The following is a 15,675-nucleotide window of genomic DNA, read 5'->3' on the forward strand; positions in this document are numbered from 1 at the left end:
CTGTTGATCCACTCCTTGTCATTCTAAAATTTCAAAGTTCAATCCGAACAACCTGATACTACTATTGTTCTGCTGAACATTCGTATCATCCCGTGGTATGAGCGGATAACTTAATGCCTTCCGATTCCAACACACGACGAATCTCTTGAGCAAATGCGAGAGCATATGCTCCGTCACCATGGATACAGACCGTCTCTGCCTTAATGGGAACCAACGTACCATCCGTGGATACAACCACGCCGTCTTTCACCATCCGAAGCACTTGAGCAATCGCTTGTCCCGATTCTTCAATGAGGGCTCCAGCTTGGCTGCGAGGAGTTAACTTTCCGTCCGTCCCATAGGTTCGATCCGCAAACACTTCGCTCACACTACGCAGACCGATGCGATCCGCGGCATGAATCAGCTCACTGCCCGCCAGACCATACAGATACAGTTCAGGCTGTACTTGATAGATCGCCTTGGTGATGGCTTCAGCAAGCTTCGCATCTTCTGCGGCCATATTGTATAAGGCACCATGTGGTTTTACGTGATGCATTCGCCCTCCGCTTGCCCGGACAAAGGCATCCAGCGCACCAATCTGATACACCACCATGTCATATGCTTCCCGTAGCGTAATGTCCATACGTCTTCTGCCAAACCCTTGCAAATCCGGCAACCCGGGGTGGGCTCCAATTGCCACCTGATGCTCCAATGCCCTCTCTACCGTCAGCCGCATTGTAGCCGGGTCTCCTGCATGAAACCCGCAGGCAATATTGGCTGATGTAATCAAGGGTAGAATGGACTCATCGGATAGCGTGCGATATATACCATAACTTTCGCCCAAATCACAATTGATATCCAAGGTTTTCGAGGTATTCATTAAGTGCCCCCCATTCCTGCCATTCTTCTGCGTATCAACTTATCCATGAACTGCATACTGATTTCCTGTTCCATATACAACTGTCCGGCTTGATCATGCGTAATCTTTTTAAAAGAAATTCGGGTTCCTGGCCTAGCCTGAGCCAGGATTGGCATATCCACCCGAGCTACCTGTGCAATGACAGGATAACCTCCAATCGTCTGATGATCTGCCATCAAGATGATGGGCTGACCATCCGGTGGCACCTGCACCGTGCCATAGGTAACGGCTTCAGACAGCCGATCCAGAGGCTGATCCAGCTCCAGTCTGGAGCCTTGCAAGCGATAGCCCATCCGATCGGATTGCGAAGAAATCACGTATTTTTCGGCATAGAATTGTCCCAGACTCCTCTCGCTGAACAGCGAACTATCTTTGCTCTCCATCACACGAATAACAGGTTGCCCATAATAGTCAGGTCTTTCACGTTCAGATAAAAGCCACGCAGGCGCCAATATTCGGTGGTCCCGCTCACTCTCCTTTACCTGCTGCTCCATACGCTGCATCCAACCTTGCGCTTCGACAGAAAGTTCACCATTGGACAACAGATCCCCCACGCGCAAGGCTCGCCCATCCATACCGCCAAGACCTGTCTTGAGGTCTGTACTTCGACTGCCCATCACTTCAGGCACAGCTATTCCACCCGCAATCGCCAGATATCCACGCAAACCATGACGACATGGGCCAAATTTCAGTACACTTCCAGCCCGCACCAGCACAGGACGCCACAAAGGTACAGGCAGATGATCCACCGTTGCCGTCAGATCGGCTCCACATAATGAGACTAGCTGGCTCTCCTGAAATCGAAGCTCCGGCCCCGTCATCGTCATCTCCAGCACTGCCGCATGACGGGAGTTGCCCACAAGCATATTGGCTGCTCTGGCTGCAAAGGTGTCCATGACCCCGCCAGGATGAATACCATACCGGCGATAACTGGTTCTGCCTTCATCCTGAACGGTAGATAACAGGCCAGGGCGAATCACTTCAATACTCATCGTTCGCCCTCCTTCTGCTTCAACGCCAGATACTCCTGCATCGTAATCTGTTCAAATCGAACCCGATCACCTGCTGCCAGCAAACTTGGTACGTTCTCTTCCGGCCGAAACAACCGGAGTGGCGTTTGTCCAATACATTGCCATCCCCCGGGTGTGTCCACTGGATAGATTCCTGTCTGTTTGCCACCGATACCTACTGTGCCCGCCTCAACCCGAAGCCTTGGCGTCACCCGTCTGGGGGTAGCAATCTGTTCAGACAACCCGCCGAGATACGGAAAACCCGGTGCAAATCCAATCATATGTACGAGATAATCCCCGGATGTATGAATCGCGATAACGTCCTCTGCGGTCAGTCCATGTTCACTGGCAACGTAGTCCAGATCAGGGCCCCACTCGCCACCATAACATACGGGAATCGTGACCGTTCTGGGTTTGTATTGTACGGATTCCTTCATTTGATTCAACTGCTGAAGCAGAATCCGGCATAACTCTGGGTAAGAGGAGATGAACGGATTATAAAATACTGTAACGGACGTATATGTAGGCACCCATTCGATCATGGCTGGCAAAGTGCTTTTTTCCAGCAAAGCACATACAGACATCACTCTGCGCTGCACAGCGTCAGACAATTGATCCCCGCACTGGATGATAACCGCTGTCTCACCCAGCGGAGATAAAATCTCCTCCGTCCATGAATACGTCAATTCGGTCATGCGCCATTTCCCCTTTTGTCCACAAAATTTGCTAGCGTTTTAACGTCAGAGCATCCATCTATTAAGACTCCCTGGACGAATCCAAATGTACGCTGCAATTGTACAGTTCGCATTGCCACACATTCTCATTCTTGGCGATCCGGGTAATGGATGTGTTGGACAGCTTCACACTGATATCCAGTTCAGGCACCAGACCTCGCAGTGTATTCCGCAGAACGGCTCCGTGACTGACAACGATCACTCTTCCATCGGGGTGCTGCTGTACAATATCTTCAAGCACCGCACTGCCTCGAACAGTCCCTGCATCTGCAAGCTCCCGTCCAAGATCCAGGGTACTCCAGTCCGCTCCCCACTTGGCTAACCGTTCCTCTTCCGTTGTTCCTTCGACCTGTCCTCCGCCCATCTCGCGAAGTCTATGGTCCAGATGAATCTCCTGAATACCCAAGCGATCACCAATGATGCGAGCCGTCTCACTTGCACGTTCCAAGTCACTTGCATAGATGGCATCCCAGGATTCTTCGGCCAGTCTCGCGGCAAGTAATACCGCCTGTTCCCTTCCTTCCTGATCCAGCGGATTATCCGTCTGTCCCTGTGAACGTTTTTCCTTATTCCACGCTGTGCTTCCATGGCGAATCAATGCAATTTGAGTCATTGTTGCTTTCACCTTTTTCTATATGAAGTTCATCTTCTGTAAAATGTTTGCGTGCCTTCGGCTTGGCAAATTTGCCGCCGTTATATTGATCTGACCCGTTTCTCGGAATCGAGAGACTGTCCCAAGCTGTTTCTTTGAGCATTTTTGCGGCAAATACAATCTGCCCGACATGATACGGATAATGTGCTAATTGCCGAATAATGGCCTCCATCACGGTATGACCTTCATTCCGAATATATATGATATGAGACAATTGTTCCGGGGTAAACGAACGAATGGCTTCGAGTAGACAATTCCAGCCTTCCTCCCATTTGGCGAGCAACTCTTCCCGGGACGAAATATCATTCACGAACTCGGCGTCCCGTTCACGCCACGGTTTCTCACCATCTGTTGTCAGTACATCCGTCCAGCGGGACAGCATATTGCCCCATAGATGTTTTACGATTACCGCAATGCTGTTCGCGTCTTCATTCCAGGATTGAAACAATTGCTCGGAATCCAGTTGTGCCATGGCTTTTTCCCCGAGCTGCTTGTAATACAAGAATTGCTTCTCGGCTGTCTCCAGAAAAACCTGATTCATATCCATCCGTTAACCACCCTTCGAAAAAGTATAATGCCCCAGATCACGTCCAAATAGAAGCGTCACATGTTATTTATTCAGGAAATGAAAACGTACCGTCTGCATTCGGTTCAAATGGAATGACTTTGCGAACCGCATCCAAATTGAGCTCTCCATAGATATGTGGATATAGTTCATTTAATTCGTAGAGATCCTCATACACCAGTTCTGGCTCTAACGCCTTCTCATCAATACTAAGTAATAATAGATCCGTGCGGCCTGCATAATATTGCCCGGCTACCCATGGAATCTGTTCCTTGGTGGAACAATGAATGAATCCGTCCGTCTCCAGGCTATCTGGTGCATACACACTCCCCTTTGACACTTGCTCCCACAACGAACGGGAAATAATACTATAGATCATGGTTCTGCCTCCTTCAATTTCTGCGATGTACCCTATGAGTCATTGGAAGTATTATAGATCATCCCGGATACGGGAGTACAATTTTTGATCCGTAAATACACCTTTGATCTTCAACTGTTTGCGTAACAAACCTTCGTACGACATGCCCAGCTTCTCCATTACACGTGCAGAGCCTATGTTGCCTGCATTACATTTCCCATCCAACCGATTGCAGTTCAATTCCTGAAAGCAATAATCCACGATGGGTTGCATCGCTTCTGCTGCGAGACCCTTACCCCATTGACTGCTGGCTATCGCATACCCTAGTTCAGCACTCTGCATGGGTTCGTTGAGATGAAAAATGCCACCCCTCCCGATCAAGATCCCTGTTTCCTTCAAAATAAAAGCCCAGATATGTATCGTTTTCCGTTCATAATTATCCAGCACCCGCTGAATATATTGAATTGAATCCTCCACCGTCTCATGGCAGTTCCACAAGCTTTGCTGACTCACTCGCGGATCAGAGGCAAACGCATAATATTCATCGAGATCATCCATCGCAAGCCGCCTCAGCTTTAACCGCTGTGTTTCGAATTCGGGCGATTCGGCAAAAAGTTTTTCTACATTCATACAGCACCCCTCCATGATTCACTTGAGTTCATGATCCAGCCATCTTATTTCTCAGGAAATAACGATCTATCATAACCATGCACAGAATACCGACCGTATATCGAATCAGATCAATCACCAGAAAACCATGTCCCAAAATAAGAGCACCTAATACGGTAGAGCGTATCTCAATCAGCCAAGGCGTCTGGATCAACTGCGAGAACTCAATCATCCAGCTGAATACGCAGCTCAAACACATCGCCCATACCAAGCTGCGATGAGGCCACACCATGCGTACTCCGAAATAAATCATGCCCGCCCAACATGCATCTCCGAAATGTTCATGCACCCAATCAGGCAATCGATCACCAAAGTGTCTGGATGCGAGTCCTGCCGCCATGGTCATCATGACTGCGAAGAAATAGATCAGCCTGTCTTTGATAAGTACGCTTTTCAATCAATCACACGCCTTCATCAAGCACTTGTAAAATAAATTGCGTTTTGGCAGCGGTATACGATTCCCTATCTTCCTTGTTCTCATCAGCAAGCTTTGTCTTCAGGACGGCGTAAGCTTCCACCAGATCTGGGCGTTTTCTCAGCACATCCCGAAACCGAATTTGACGATCCCAGCGTTCTTCTCCCGGGCGCATCAGATGAAGGTGTACAGCTCTCTTGCCATCCTTAACCCTGACCCAGAATCGTCTGTACTCCCGTCCATCCAGTTCAGGCGGAACGTAGTTCCAGCCCAACGGATTCAGCTGATCCGCAATCAGATCCATGTCATCCCATGACTGTACCTCTGCCATCAGATCAATAATGGGCTTGGCGGGTAACCCTGGAATGGACGTGCTTCCGATATGTTCGAATTGATGAATATTAAACTGCTGTAGACAACGTTTGAGTTGCCGGATTTCATCCTGAGCCTGCGCATCCCAATTGGGGTTGGCCGAAGCAATCTCTACCGACTCTGTCGCCCAGGCAGGCCAGTTTTCCGGTTGCAATGGATCTGTCATTAACATGCTCACTCCTTAATCTCGCGATATAAATTGAACTAAAGATATTTACACTGCATACTCCGATGACAGAACAACCTTCCGATCGCTGTTATCCCCAGATTTTTTTGATTCCTTTTATAAAGGGGAAATCCGGTGATAAAGGCGAACGCTCCGCTTCTTCAGGTCCTTTCTGTCCTCTACGTTTTTTGTAAATGTTTAGTTCAATTTATATTGATTTCTATATATCCAAAAAAGGAGCGTATATCTACGCCCCTTGGTTGTCTGTTACCTTGATGCTATTGATGATTTTAACGTGTCATGTACTGATTTTATCTTTGAATTGATGCAAAGTACTTCATTATATGAAGATTTATTTTACCGTAACAGGGATCGTCACTTTTTTGTTGCCCCACTTGGCCGTTATGGACGTTTTACCTTTGCCTACAGCCACGATCTTGCCATTTGTTACTGTCGCTACGCCCGGCTTTGTGCTGCTCCACACCGCACTGTTGGTCACAACAGTGGTCTTGCCCGTATCATACTGGGCCATCACACTCAGCGTTGTGCTTCCCTGTGGGGACAAAACCAGTTTTTTCTGGCCTGTAATCAACTTTTTAAGCAAAGGTACAACGGTAACCTCTGCCTTTATTGTCTGATTTTGATAAGTTCCTGTCAAGGTGGCTTGTCCTTCTGTCAGCGTCTTGACTGCTCCATTTTTCACGATAGCTACATTTGTATTGGAAGAGGTCCATATGACCTGTTTCGAAAGGTTAATGGTTTTGCCGTTCGCGTAGGTCCCGATAACCTTCAACGCTTTGGACTTCTTGATGTTCAGCTGCATTGTGGCAGGGGTAACCTCGACTTTGGTAATTTCGTCCGTCACAGCAACAGGGACTTTCACAATCGTTGTTCCGTATTTGCCTTGCAGCAATACTCTGCCGGGTGTAACCCCTTTGATTTTACCGTTTTCCAGCACAGCCGAAGAAGTGGATACGGACCACACAATCTCAGACGTCACATCCTCTTCCTTACCATTCGCACGGGTAATACTTACTTTCGGAAGGGTGCTTTCACTGCCTTTAACAAAACTGTAGGATTTCGGTGAAGCTTTAATGCTTTTGATCTTCTCCTGCACTTGGACAATCAACTGGGCTTTAGACCCGTCTACTTCTGCAAAAATCGTTGCTTCGCCCGCGGCTACAGCCTTGACTTTGCCTTTCACCATCGTCGCGACTGCTGCATTACTGGTGGACCAAGTCACGCCTTGGGTAACATCCTGCTTGTTATCAAAACCTTCTACCGTTGCCATCACCTGAAGCGCAGCTGTTTCGGAGACACTCATTTTCTGCGGGTTGCTATTGGTTATTTCAATCGATTTCACGTCACCAGTAGCCGCCAAGGCCAACGAAGGGACCAGTACGGTTAATGCAATAATTAGAGCAAATGTGCCTCGAAGCGCCAGTTTAATTCTATTCATTTTTAATTCCCAACTCCCATAATCCAATATTTTACTTCTATTATATTATATCGGATACGAATTGCATAAAGTTGAATAACGTGAGTGAGAGTCTTGGAACAATTCATGAGATCAGCGTGTAATCGTTATAAAAACTTTTGAATTTAGCCCGACATAGTAGGAGCTTGGTTTATGTAAATACTATTTCAGTTTAAAAGGGGATGTCCATCGTCACATACAACATGACGTGTGGAACATCCCCTTTTTGAATTACTAAAGCGTTACCTAACCTCTCTACTTCACTTCGTCCTGCTCTGGCAAAATCAAGCTCTCGGCCCCGCCCATATAGGGCCGCAGGGCTGCCGGAATGCGAATGCTTCCATCCTCCTGCTGATGATTCTCAAGCAAAGGAATCAGGATACGCGGCGATGCCACCGCCGTATTATTCAAGGTGTGACAGTAGACCAACTTGCCTTCGGCATCGAGGCAACGAATATTCGAACGGCGCGCCTGAAAATCATGCAGATTCGACGACGAATGCGTTTCTCCATATGCACCGCGGCTTGGCATCCAGGTCTCGATGTCATACTGTTTGTACGTTTTCTGCGACATATCTCCGGTACATACAGCGACAACACGATACGGCAGTTCCAGTAATTGCAGCAATTCTTCGGCGTGTCCCGTAATCTCTTGCAACATGCGCTCCGATTCTTCTGCATCAGGGGCACAGAGAATGACCTGCTCAACTTTGGCAAATTGGTGCACACGATACAATCCGCGTACATCCCGTCCGCCGGAGCCAACTTCACTGCGGAAACACGTCGATACCGCAGCCAGCTTCACAGGCTCTTGAACATCAACAATCTCATCCGCATAATACGAGACCAGCGGCACTTCAGAAGTTCCCACCAGCCACTTGTTCTCCCCTTCGAGTTCATAGACCTGATCTCGACCGGTTGGGAAGAATCCGGTGTTCACCAGCGCATCCTCCCTGACCATCAGCGGAACCTCCATCGGTGTGAAGCCGTGCTTCAGCAGCAAATCAAGCGCAAGTTGCTGTACTGCTCGATGTAATAACAGGCCAGCGCCTTTTAATACATAGCTTCGCGTACCGCCAATCTTAACTCCACGGGGAATATCGATGAGATCATGCAACTCCCCAAGTTCCACGTGATCTTTGATGTTATACTCGAACGTTGGCACCTCTCCCAAACGTCGCAGCTCTACATTGTCTGCGTCCGACGAGCCATTGGGGGTATCCGGGGATACGATATTGGGTACCAGCCATTGCAGCTTGGTTACTTCCTCCTGCACAGGGGCGAGCCTCGCTTCCACCTGTTCCAACTGTTCATTGATCTGTTTCACCTTAGCCCGCAAACCCTCGGCCTGTTCCCGATTCCCGGCTTGCATGAGTCTGCCAATATCAGCAGATAACGTATTGCGCAACCTGCGACCTTCTTCCGATTCCTGCAAAAGTGTCCTGCGTTCCTCATCCCGCTCTAACAATGTGCGAATGTTGATCTTGATTTTTTTCCCGTCTGCTGCGGCCTGAACCTCTTCTGCATGTGCACGAATCCACTTCATTTCTAACATGGTCACCGTCTCCTTTGGCTGTAAAAATACAAAGAGCGCCCTCATCCCTTGGGACGAGGAGCGCTCTGCTCGCGGTGCCACCCAACTTGCTGAATCAGGATATCCTGCTTCCAGCCTCTTGGTCCGCGATAACGGGCGGTTCCGGTTAACTTGGGGAAATATCGCTCCCCTGGCGAAAACGCCTCCGAGTTGGATGCTCTTCAACGGCATGGTCCGATCTGTAATTGTTGGTCTCAGTATATACGAACGCCGGACCAGATTGCAACCTTCTGTATCGATCAGGAATTCATGGCACAACTTAACATGTCCTGTTATGATAGACTTTGTCTTCAAGATTGCGCTTTATTGTGATCCTCAATTTATGTATATAAATAGAAGGAGTTCTTTATGAAAAAATTACTTTGGATCGGATGTCTGTCCTATTTCCTGATTGGACTTGCCCACGTTGTGCTCGGTTCCATTCTACCGGTTGCACTTGAACATTACGGCAAAGATTATAGCCAAGGCGGAACGCTGATCTTTGCTCAATTTGCCGGATTCCTAGGTGGTGTATTGTTATCTCCATGGCTGAACAGACGCTTTGGTAAACGGGGAGGCCTGTTAATCGCCACAGCGTTGCTCTGTATTGCAGAATTATCCTACATGCTACTGCCACCATGGGGCTGGATGTTCGTCATTGCACCCGCTGCCGGCTTTGGATTCGGAATGGTTGAAGCTGTTATTGGCACCATTATCATCGCTGCAATCAAAGACAATACAGCCGTTGCTATGAGTCGACTGGAAGTGTTATTCGGGATTGGGGCGATGGTCATGCCGCTCATTGCCAGCGGTCTGATTGCTGCCGGATACTGGCGTCTCTCCTTTCTCGTTGTTGCGATCTGCGCAGCGCTGACCTTTGTTTTCTGGGCGAAAGGATCATTCGGTGAACTCGATAAGTTTCTGGAGCGACAGAGTTCAAATCATGCTTCCGTAAATACGCACTCTGCTGGGACATCGGGTGAGATGCATCCCGCATCTGCAAGTACATCCAGTCCAACCTATCGTGGCCGTAACAGGACTCTTCTGGTATTATTCGTCCTGTTCTTCTTCCTATATGTTGGCACAGAGATGAGTCTTGCGAACTTCATGCCAGCAATTCTGATTGAGAAAATGAACATGAAGGAAGCCGGAGCAGCGCTTAGCGTCACCTGTTTCTGGATTGCCATGTCCGTGGGACGACTCTTCGCCGGATATATCGCAGAGAAATTCCAATACCGCGTCTATGTCCTGTACAGTTGTCTTGCGTCTGTTCTTTTGTTAATGGTATTTCCATTTACAAACCAAATCTGGTCTGCATTTCTCATCATCTTGCTGCTTGGACTTGCGATGTCAGGGATATTTTCCATTGCCCTTGTCTTCGCCAGTAAACTGCTGCCCGGAACAGAAGAATCCACACCCAGCATTTTGATTGCCTCAGGTGGGGTTGGCGGTGCCATTCTGCCTTTGACTACGGGATGGAGTCTTGATCATCTGGCGGTTAATCAGTCTGCATGGATGCTTGCGATCTTTGCAGTTGGCCTGCTTGTCATTAGCGTAATCACGTATCAATGGCAGAACAAACATATAGCCAATTCTGCGACTTAACAGTTCTGTGTTGATCCAGTCCTGAGGATTAGAAATACCTATTAAAGAAATTGAAATGTCCACCGCCATGACCTGACGGTGGACATTTTTTTGTAGCGTTACTCTGTTCTAACGAACCTAGCACACGCTATCCCCCTCCATTTCCGCATGTTTGAAATCTAACGAATCCTAGAGACGTTATTATAGATAATTAGCTTCAATTAAATGTCTCGTTGGAGGTTTTTTGCATAATAACACCGCTGAGATTCGTTAGGTTTTCATTCCCTTAGAAACTGGCCTAATAAGGTGTCCTCGATTCGTTAGCGCTGTAATATGGCGGCAGTGCCCTATCTTTGCCTCTCTCATCACCTTTCATTAAAGGTGAGAATAATATCTATTCATTTGCACAAGATTGCCCAGGAAATACTTAGGGCCAGCCGAATCACACACTTTTGTTAACGACAGGCATTACGGGCCCGTTATCCTTGATGAATTTACCGACTACATATCGCACGAGTGGTCCCAGAATGATTAACTGATATGGAAGCGCCAGGCTGAAGTTGCGAGCGATCGTCTGAAGATAGGTACGGAATATGGAACCCCCACTTAATTGGTCTGCAAGATACGCTGAAATCATTCCATACATGGACATGATCAGAACCATGCCAATCACCATGAAAAATGACATGACGAGCACACCCAAAATCTTGTTGGACTTGTCAAAGGGCAAGGAGAATGCAATCTTTCTCGCCACAGGGCCAACAATGAAAGACTCCACCAGAAACGCGATGACAAAACATAATATGAATTGAAGCAGTATCTCAAGCGGGGACATCTTGCCGAGTAACCCACTGTGCCATAGATTGAAGAACATCATGACCAAGACCATTCCTGTACACATCATTAATCCGAAAATAATTTGTTCCTTCTTGCTGGTTGGCAATTCTCTCATCCTCTCTGTTTACCTTCGTAATTATAGAGATGACCAAACCCTCCGCATAAGTGAACATTCTGTGAACAATTATGATTTTTCCAATTTAAAATTGGATTTGACAACCATGTAGTACAGCTCTATGATATCCCTTAAAATGGTAGAAACATTCACTACATAAGGAGGTTTTTGATTGTGAGTTTTCAAAAGCGCATTGACCACGTCGGCATTGCCGTTCGTGATCTGGAGACCACGCTGCGTTTCTACACGGAGATCGTTGGTCTTGAATTGAAAGACCGGGTGACCCATACCAACGGTATCATTCAGCTCGCCTTCCTTGGCTTCAATGGAAGTAATGAGACTGAGATTGAGTTAATTCAAGGATACAGCGACAAGCTGCCTTCCGAAGGTACGGTGCACCATTTTGCCATCCACGTGGATGACCTCGATTCTGAGTACAAACGCATCCAAGCCACCGAAGCCGAATTTATCGATGGAGAGATTATTACATTGCCTAACGGTTACCGCTATTTCTTCATCTATGGACCTGAAAAGGAATGGATTGAGTTCTTCCAGCGCTAAGAATTGGAGCTGATTTCATGAACATTTTAATTACCGGCGCAGCCGGAAAAATTGGACGTGACTTGTCCCAACACTTGTCAGAGACATTTCACCTGCGACTTACGGATTTGAATATCGACAGACTGCATACGTATCAAGGGACAAGCCATGAGATCATGACACTGGATGTGACAGACCCCGAAGCCTGTCAGCGTGCTTGCGAAGGCATGGATGTGGTTGTACATCTGGCGGGAGATCCTTCCCCGAATGCCGGATTTTATGAATCGTTGTTGGACATCAATATCAAAGGTACATTTAATGTATTCCGTGCAGCTAAAGACCAAGGTGTACGAAGAGTCATTCTTGCAAGCAGTGCACAGACGATTGAGGGGTATCCCATAGATGCTCAAGTCTATCCGGACATGCCCACACGCCCACGGAATTTGTACGGGGTTAGCAAATGTTTTGGAGAATCGCTCGCTTCCTATTTTGCGTATACCGAAGGTTTACAAAGTGTAGCAATACGTATAGGTGCATATGATGATTTTCAACCGGACGGACCCGTGCTGGAGGCAAGGGATATGAGCGCGTATATTAGTCCGGCTGACTTGTGTGATTTGATGTTCAAAGCAATTACAACTACCGATCTGGAACCCTTCACCATACTGCATGGGATCTCGAATAATCGGTTTAAACGATTGAATCTGGAAACCACTCAGAAACAGGTAGGTTATGACCCAAAATCCGATGCTTTTGCACTCAGTCAGATTGCCTTATATGATTCGCCACGATAATTATTGAAAATAACACATCCAAGCAGGCTGTTATACATATGTATAACGGCCTGTTTGATAACTTATACGTGTCCCTATCCAGTTCATGACTGGACACGTTCCACCCGCTGGCCTATAATTACACCTAGTAATGCCCGTAACTTCATAGTTTCCCAGGGGAGTCGGAATTGGCCGGCTGAGAGTGTATCCCACCAAGATACTAACCCTTAGACCTGATCTGGATCATGCCAGCGTAGGAATCGGAGTATATCGAAATGGCACAGCCCTATGGCTGAACGCCACCTCTCTAACGCCTGCACGCGTCCCGGAATACGGGGCGCTTTTTTTGTTACTATCAGAAAGTATAAGACTGGAAGCATCACCTTCCTGATATTGCAAGAAAAACTGCCGCTAAACGCGGTCTGGCTTCCTTGAATGACATCGATGGACGTTTTACTTGTTCAAAAATAACGTCATCCGGATCTCAACTGGTATAAATCTGTCGATTTATGCAAGATGATTGGATATGAAGCCAAGGAGTACCCCGTGCCAATCGGCCGGACATACCGAAGGAGAGAACCACAGATGAAATGGCGTAAAACGATGGGATTGTTGCTCTTATGCGTGCTTATGGTAACTGTAGCCGCATGTGGTGGCAAAGAAGCTGCCCCAGCTGGGCAGAACGGCGGCACAAATACGGAAAGCAGCAACGAAGGTGACACTGCCGCCCTGAAAGATATTAAAGTGGTGCTCGACTGGACACCAAATACGAATCATACAGGCCTTTATGCAGCTGTAGATCAAGGTTTTTACAAGGCCGAAGGCTTGAACGTGGAGATTGTACAACCAGGTGCCGGTGGCGCAGATACGATGGTTGCATCGAATGAAGTGCCTTTTGGCGTAAGTTATCAGGAGAGTGTAACTCAAGCCCGCACACAGGGTGTTCCACTCGTCTCCATTGCAGCAGTTATTCAGCATAATACATCCGGGTTCGCCGCTCCGGCGGATCGGAATATCAAGTCACCGAAAGATTTTGAAGGCAAAACCTATGGCGGTTGGGGTTCCCCAGTCGAAGAAGCCGTGATGCAATCCATTATGGAAGGCGACGGCGCCGATGTATCCAAAGTGAAAAACATTAACATGGGTGATGCTGACTTTTTCACCGCAGTGAAACGGGACATTGATTTCGCGTGGATTTTCTACGCCTGGACAGGTATTGAAGCCGAACTGCGCGGGGAACCGATCGACATGTTATATGTGAAGGATTATTCAGATGCACTGGATTATTACACACCTGTCCTCGTAACAAACGAGCAGACGATCCAAAACGACCCTGAGTTGGTGAAAGCATTCCTGAAAGCCACTTCCGAGGGGTATCAATATGCGATTGATCATCCCGAAGACGCAGCGAACATTCTGATCAAGGCCGTACCGGATCTGGATAAGGAATTGGTGCTGGCAAGCCAGAAATGGCTTAGTCCCAAGTACACAGATGACGCCCCGCGCTGGGGTGAGCAAAAGCAGAAAGTATGGCAAAACTACACTGACTGGATGTTTAGCAAAAAACTGCTGGATGAACAGATCGATGTGAGCAAGGCATATACAAACGAGTTTTTACCCCAATAAAATTTCTCATATAAAACGAACTTAAATTTTACACGAGGACGGAGAGGACAGAAATAACGTGAAAAAGCGAAGCGGTCGCCTAAAAGCTTTCTGAAAGAAAGCTGCATCGGAAGCATACGCTATCACCGGATTTTCCCTTTAGAGAAAGGGAATCAAAAAAATCTGGGGATAACAGCGATTGGAAGGTTATTCTGTCATCGAAGTGGCAAGTGTAACAGTCATTAGTTCATTTTATATATCACGAAAGGAGCCGTGATCTCTCATGGCAAGCACACTACTTAGCATTCAGGTTATCCCGAAAACGCCAAATGGCGAGAACTCTTATCCTTACGTTGATCGCGCCATTGAAGTTATTCAGCAATCCGGCCTGAAATATCAGGTGAACGCGCTCGACACCACGATGGAGGGGGAACTAGAGGAACTGCTGGAAGTTGTCCGTAAAATGCACGAGGTACTCGTGGAGGCTGGCAGCCCAAGCATCATCTCCCAGATCAAAATCGCCCATAGCCCTACCGGCTTCAGCATGGATACCCTGACGGAGAAGTATCGCTAATGCCTGCCTATTTCAAAAGTGTATGGCCGCCCATTGTGGCGGTTATTCTCTTTATAGCGATATGGCAGGGAGCCGTCTCCCTCTTCCATATTGAGAAATGGATGCTGCCTGCACCGTCCGACATCGCCCGCGAAGCGGCAACCCAGGCCGAACGGCTTGGCATGCACGCTTCCGCAACCATTCAGTTAACGCTGATTGGATTCGCCGCTGGAACAGCGGTTGGATTACTGATTGCGATGGTGCTACATTTGGTCCCTTTTCTCAAGTCAGCCCTGTATCCTTTACTTATTCTTAGTCAAAATATCCCAACCATCGCGCTCGCGCCGCTCCTGTTAATCTGGTTCGGATTCGGGCTGTTGCCCAAGCTGATTACCATCATCCTCGTCTGCTTCTTCCCCGTTGCAGTGGCGGCCATGGACGGCTTGACCCGTACTGACGCGGCGATGATGAACTATATGCGCATGGCTGGTGCAAAGCGTCATCAGATCTTCTGGAAGCTGGAGCTCCCCCATGCGCTGCCATCCGTGTTCTCCGGTGTCAAAATCGCCGCTACCTATAGCGTGATGGGCGCCATCATCGCCGAATGGATTGGTGCAGACAAGGGTATTGGTTATTATATGATGTTGCAAAAGTCGGCTTATCGTACGGATCGCCTATTCGTAGCGATCATGATTATTGTCGCGCTCAGCTTGCTGCTCTTCCTGTTCATTGCCCTGCTGGAGAAGCTGCTCGTGCGCTGGCGGCCACAGAAGCGGTAGT

Annotated in this window: 18 protein-coding genes and 1 riboswitch; of the genes, 6 read left to right on the forward strand and 12 right to left on the reverse strand. The window is 47.9% G+C overall.

All coding sequences use genetic code 11. From position 1 onward, the window contains the following. Positions 1–85: 85 nt before the first annotated feature. From PAEAM_RS15455 to serS, 11 genes are all read right to left on the reverse strand, one after another. Positions 86–859 carry a LamB/YcsF family protein gene (locus PAEAM_RS15455; RefSeq protein ID WP_100528152.1) on the reverse strand — a complete coding sequence of 258 codons (774 nt, stop codon included), beginning with the start codon at positions 857–859 and terminating at the stop codon, positions 86–88. Continuing rightward, positions 859–1,890, reverse strand: a complete 1,032-nt coding sequence (locus PAEAM_RS15460) for a 5-oxoprolinase subunit C family protein (protein WP_100528153.1) — start codon at positions 1,888–1,890, stop codon at positions 859–861. The genes PAEAM_RS15455 and PAEAM_RS15460 overlap by 1 nt, the downstream gene beginning before the upstream one ends. Beyond that, positions 1,887–2,603: a 5-oxoprolinase subunit PxpB gene (gene pxpB, locus PAEAM_RS15465; protein ID WP_100528154.1), complete on the reverse strand. Its 717-nt coding sequence runs from the start codon at positions 2,601–2,603 to the stop codon at positions 1,887–1,889. The genes PAEAM_RS15460 and pxpB overlap by 4 nt, the downstream gene beginning before the upstream one ends. A gap of 61 nt (positions 2,604–2,664) precedes the next feature. Further along, positions 2,665–3,255 (reverse strand): histidine phosphatase family protein, encoded by a 591-nt coding sequence (locus PAEAM_RS15470; RefSeq protein ID WP_100528155.1) that lies wholly within the window; start codon positions 3,253–3,255, stop codon positions 2,665–2,667. After that, positions 3,209–3,841, reverse strand: coding sequence for a DUF1572 family protein (locus PAEAM_RS15475; protein ID WP_100528156.1), 633 nt, complete (start codon positions 3,839–3,841; stop codon positions 3,209–3,211). Before PAEAM_RS15475 ends, PAEAM_RS15470 begins: the two co-directional genes overlap by 47 nt. A gap of 67 nt (positions 3,842–3,908) precedes the next feature. Continuing rightward, positions 3,909–4,238 (reverse strand): DUF952 domain-containing protein, encoded by a 330-nt coding sequence (locus PAEAM_RS15480; RefSeq protein ID WP_036616752.1) that lies wholly within the window; start codon positions 4,236–4,238, stop codon positions 3,909–3,911. 51 nt (positions 4,239–4,289) lie between these two features. Continuing rightward, on the reverse strand, positions 4,290–4,847 hold the full coding sequence (locus tag PAEAM_RS15485) for a GNAT family N-acetyltransferase (RefSeq protein WP_165789938.1): 558 nt from the start codon (positions 4,845–4,847) through the stop codon (positions 4,290–4,292). A 28-nt stretch (positions 4,848–4,875) separates the two neighbouring features. After that, positions 4,876–5,283: a ribosomal maturation YjgA family protein gene (locus PAEAM_RS15490; protein WP_100528158.1), complete on the reverse strand. Its 408-nt coding sequence runs from the start codon at positions 5,281–5,283 to the stop codon at positions 4,876–4,878. Between the two features lie 4 nt (positions 5,284–5,287). Next, complete coding sequence (locus PAEAM_RS15495) at positions 5,288–5,839, reverse strand: GrpB family protein (RefSeq protein WP_100528159.1); 552 nt, start codon at positions 5,837–5,839, stop codon at positions 5,288–5,290. Between the two features lie 352 nt (positions 5,840–6,191). Further along, positions 6,192–7,298 (reverse strand): Ig-like domain-containing protein, encoded by a 1,107-nt coding sequence (locus PAEAM_RS15500; RefSeq protein ID WP_100528160.1) that lies wholly within the window; start codon positions 7,296–7,298, stop codon positions 6,192–6,194. A 273-nt stretch (positions 7,299–7,571) separates the two neighbouring features. Continuing rightward, a complete protein-coding gene (gene serS, locus PAEAM_RS15505; protein WP_100528161.1) occupies positions 7,572–8,870 on the reverse strand; it encodes a serine--tRNA ligase in 1,299 nt (432 codons plus the stop codon). A gap of 387 nt (positions 8,871–9,257) precedes the next feature. On the opposite strand from serS, the gene PAEAM_RS15510 reads away from it, so the two are divergent. Then, the gene (locus tag PAEAM_RS15510; RefSeq protein WP_100528162.1) at positions 9,258–10,493 is read left to right on the forward strand and encodes an MFS transporter; all 1,236 of its coding nucleotides are present in this window, start codon (positions 9,258–9,260) and stop codon (positions 10,491–10,493) included. Between the two features lie 421 nt (positions 10,494–10,914). On the opposite strand, the gene PAEAM_RS15515 is transcribed toward PAEAM_RS15510, so the two are convergent. Further along, positions 10,915–11,424 (reverse strand): DUF2798 domain-containing protein, encoded by a 510-nt coding sequence (locus PAEAM_RS15515; RefSeq protein ID WP_347707875.1) that lies wholly within the window; start codon positions 11,422–11,424, stop codon positions 10,915–10,917. Between the two features lie 174 nt (positions 11,425–11,598). On the opposite strand from PAEAM_RS15515, the gene PAEAM_RS15520 reads away from it, so the two are divergent. From PAEAM_RS15520 to PAEAM_RS15540, 5 genes are all read left to right on the forward strand, one after another. Further along, entirely contained in the window at positions 11,599–11,985 is a 387-nt protein-coding gene (locus PAEAM_RS15520) for a VOC family protein (RefSeq protein WP_076329743.1), read from the forward strand. Positions 11,986–12,002: 17 nt separating this feature from the next. Continuing rightward, complete coding sequence (locus tag PAEAM_RS15525; protein WP_100528164.1) at positions 12,003–12,758, forward strand: NAD-dependent epimerase/dehydratase family protein; 756 nt, start codon at positions 12,003–12,005, stop codon at positions 12,756–12,758. A 144-nt stretch (positions 12,759–12,902) separates the two neighbouring features. Next, a riboswitch (TPP riboswitch) is annotated at positions 12,903–13,015 on the forward strand. A 307-nt stretch (positions 13,016–13,322) separates the two neighbouring features. Next, positions 13,323–14,363, forward strand: coding sequence for an ABC transporter substrate-binding protein (locus PAEAM_RS15530; RefSeq protein ID WP_100528165.1), 1,041 nt, complete (start codon positions 13,323–13,325; stop codon positions 14,361–14,363). A gap of 262 nt (positions 14,364–14,625) precedes the next feature. Beyond that, a complete protein-coding gene (locus PAEAM_RS15535) occupies positions 14,626–14,916 on the forward strand; it encodes a thiamine-binding protein (RefSeq protein ID WP_017690996.1) in 291 nt (96 codons plus the stop codon). Beyond that, complete coding sequence (locus PAEAM_RS15540) at positions 14,916–15,674, forward strand: ABC transporter permease (protein ID WP_036616724.1); 759 nt, start codon at positions 14,916–14,918, stop codon at positions 15,672–15,674. Before PAEAM_RS15535 ends, PAEAM_RS15540 begins: the two co-directional genes overlap by 1 nt. Position 15,675 lies beyond the last annotated feature (1 nt).

The sequence above is a fragment of the Paenibacillus sp. GM1FR genome, from assembly GCF_002803315.1.
Classification (GTDB): Bacteria; Bacillota; Bacilli; order Paenibacillales; family Paenibacillaceae; genus Paenibacillus; species Paenibacillus amylolyticus.

Excerpts from the sequence above, each read along its gene's own strand:
- serS (WP_100528161.1), bottom strand. The coding sequence starts at position 8,870 with ATGTTAGAAATGAAGTGGATTCGTGCACATGCAGAAGAGGTTCAGGCC.
- PAEAM_RS15475 (WP_100528156.1), bottom strand. The coding sequence starts at position 3,841 with ATGGATATGAATCAGGTTTTTCTGGAGACAGCCGAGAAGCAATTCTTG.
- PAEAM_RS15525 (WP_100528164.1), top strand. The coding sequence starts at position 12,003 with ATGAACATTTTAATTACCGGCGCAGCCGGAAAAATTGGACGTGACTTG.
- PAEAM_RS15500 (WP_100528160.1), bottom strand. The coding sequence starts at position 7,298 with ATGAATAGAATTAAACTGGCGCTTCGAGGCACATTTGCTCTAATTATT.
- PAEAM_RS15470 (WP_100528155.1), bottom strand. The coding sequence starts at position 3,255 with ATGACTCAAATTGCATTGATTCGCCATGGAAGCACAGCGTGGAATAAG.
- PAEAM_RS15485 (WP_165789938.1), bottom strand. The coding sequence starts at position 4,847 with ATGAATGTAGAAAAACTTTTTGCCGAATCGCCCGAATTCGAAACACAG.
- PAEAM_RS15540 (WP_036616724.1), top strand. The coding sequence starts at position 14,916 with ATGCCTGCCTATTTCAAAAGTGTATGGCCGCCCATTGTGGCGGTTATT.
- PAEAM_RS15530 (WP_100528165.1), top strand. The coding sequence starts at position 13,323 with ATGAAATGGCGTAAAACGATGGGATTGTTGCTCTTATGCGTGCTTATG.
- PAEAM_RS15460 (WP_100528153.1), bottom strand. The coding sequence starts at position 1,890 with ATGAGTATTGAAGTGATTCGCCCTGGCCTGTTATCTACCGTTCAGGAT.
- PAEAM_RS15455 (WP_100528152.1), bottom strand. The coding sequence starts at position 859 with ATGAATACCTCGAAAACCTTGGATATCAATTGTGATTTGGGCGAAAGT.
- PAEAM_RS15515 (WP_347707875.1), bottom strand. The coding sequence starts at position 11,424 with ATGAGAGAATTGCCAACCAGCAAGAAGGAACAAATTATTTTCGGATTA.
- PAEAM_RS15495 (WP_100528159.1), bottom strand. The coding sequence starts at position 5,839 with ATGACAGATCCATTGCAACCGGAAAACTGGCCTGCCTGGGCGACAGAG.
- PAEAM_RS15535 (WP_017690996.1), top strand. The coding sequence starts at position 14,626 with ATGGCAAGCACACTACTTAGCATTCAGGTTATCCCGAAAACGCCAAAT.
- pxpB (WP_100528154.1), bottom strand. The coding sequence starts at position 2,603 with ATGACCGAATTGACGTATTCATGGACGGAGGAGATTTTATCTCCGCTG.
- PAEAM_RS15510 (WP_100528162.1), top strand. The coding sequence starts at position 9,258 with ATGAAAAAATTACTTTGGATCGGATGTCTGTCCTATTTCCTGATTGGA.
- PAEAM_RS15480 (WP_036616752.1), bottom strand. The coding sequence starts at position 4,238 with ATGATCTATAGTATTATTTCCCGTTCGTTGTGGGAGCAAGTGTCAAAG.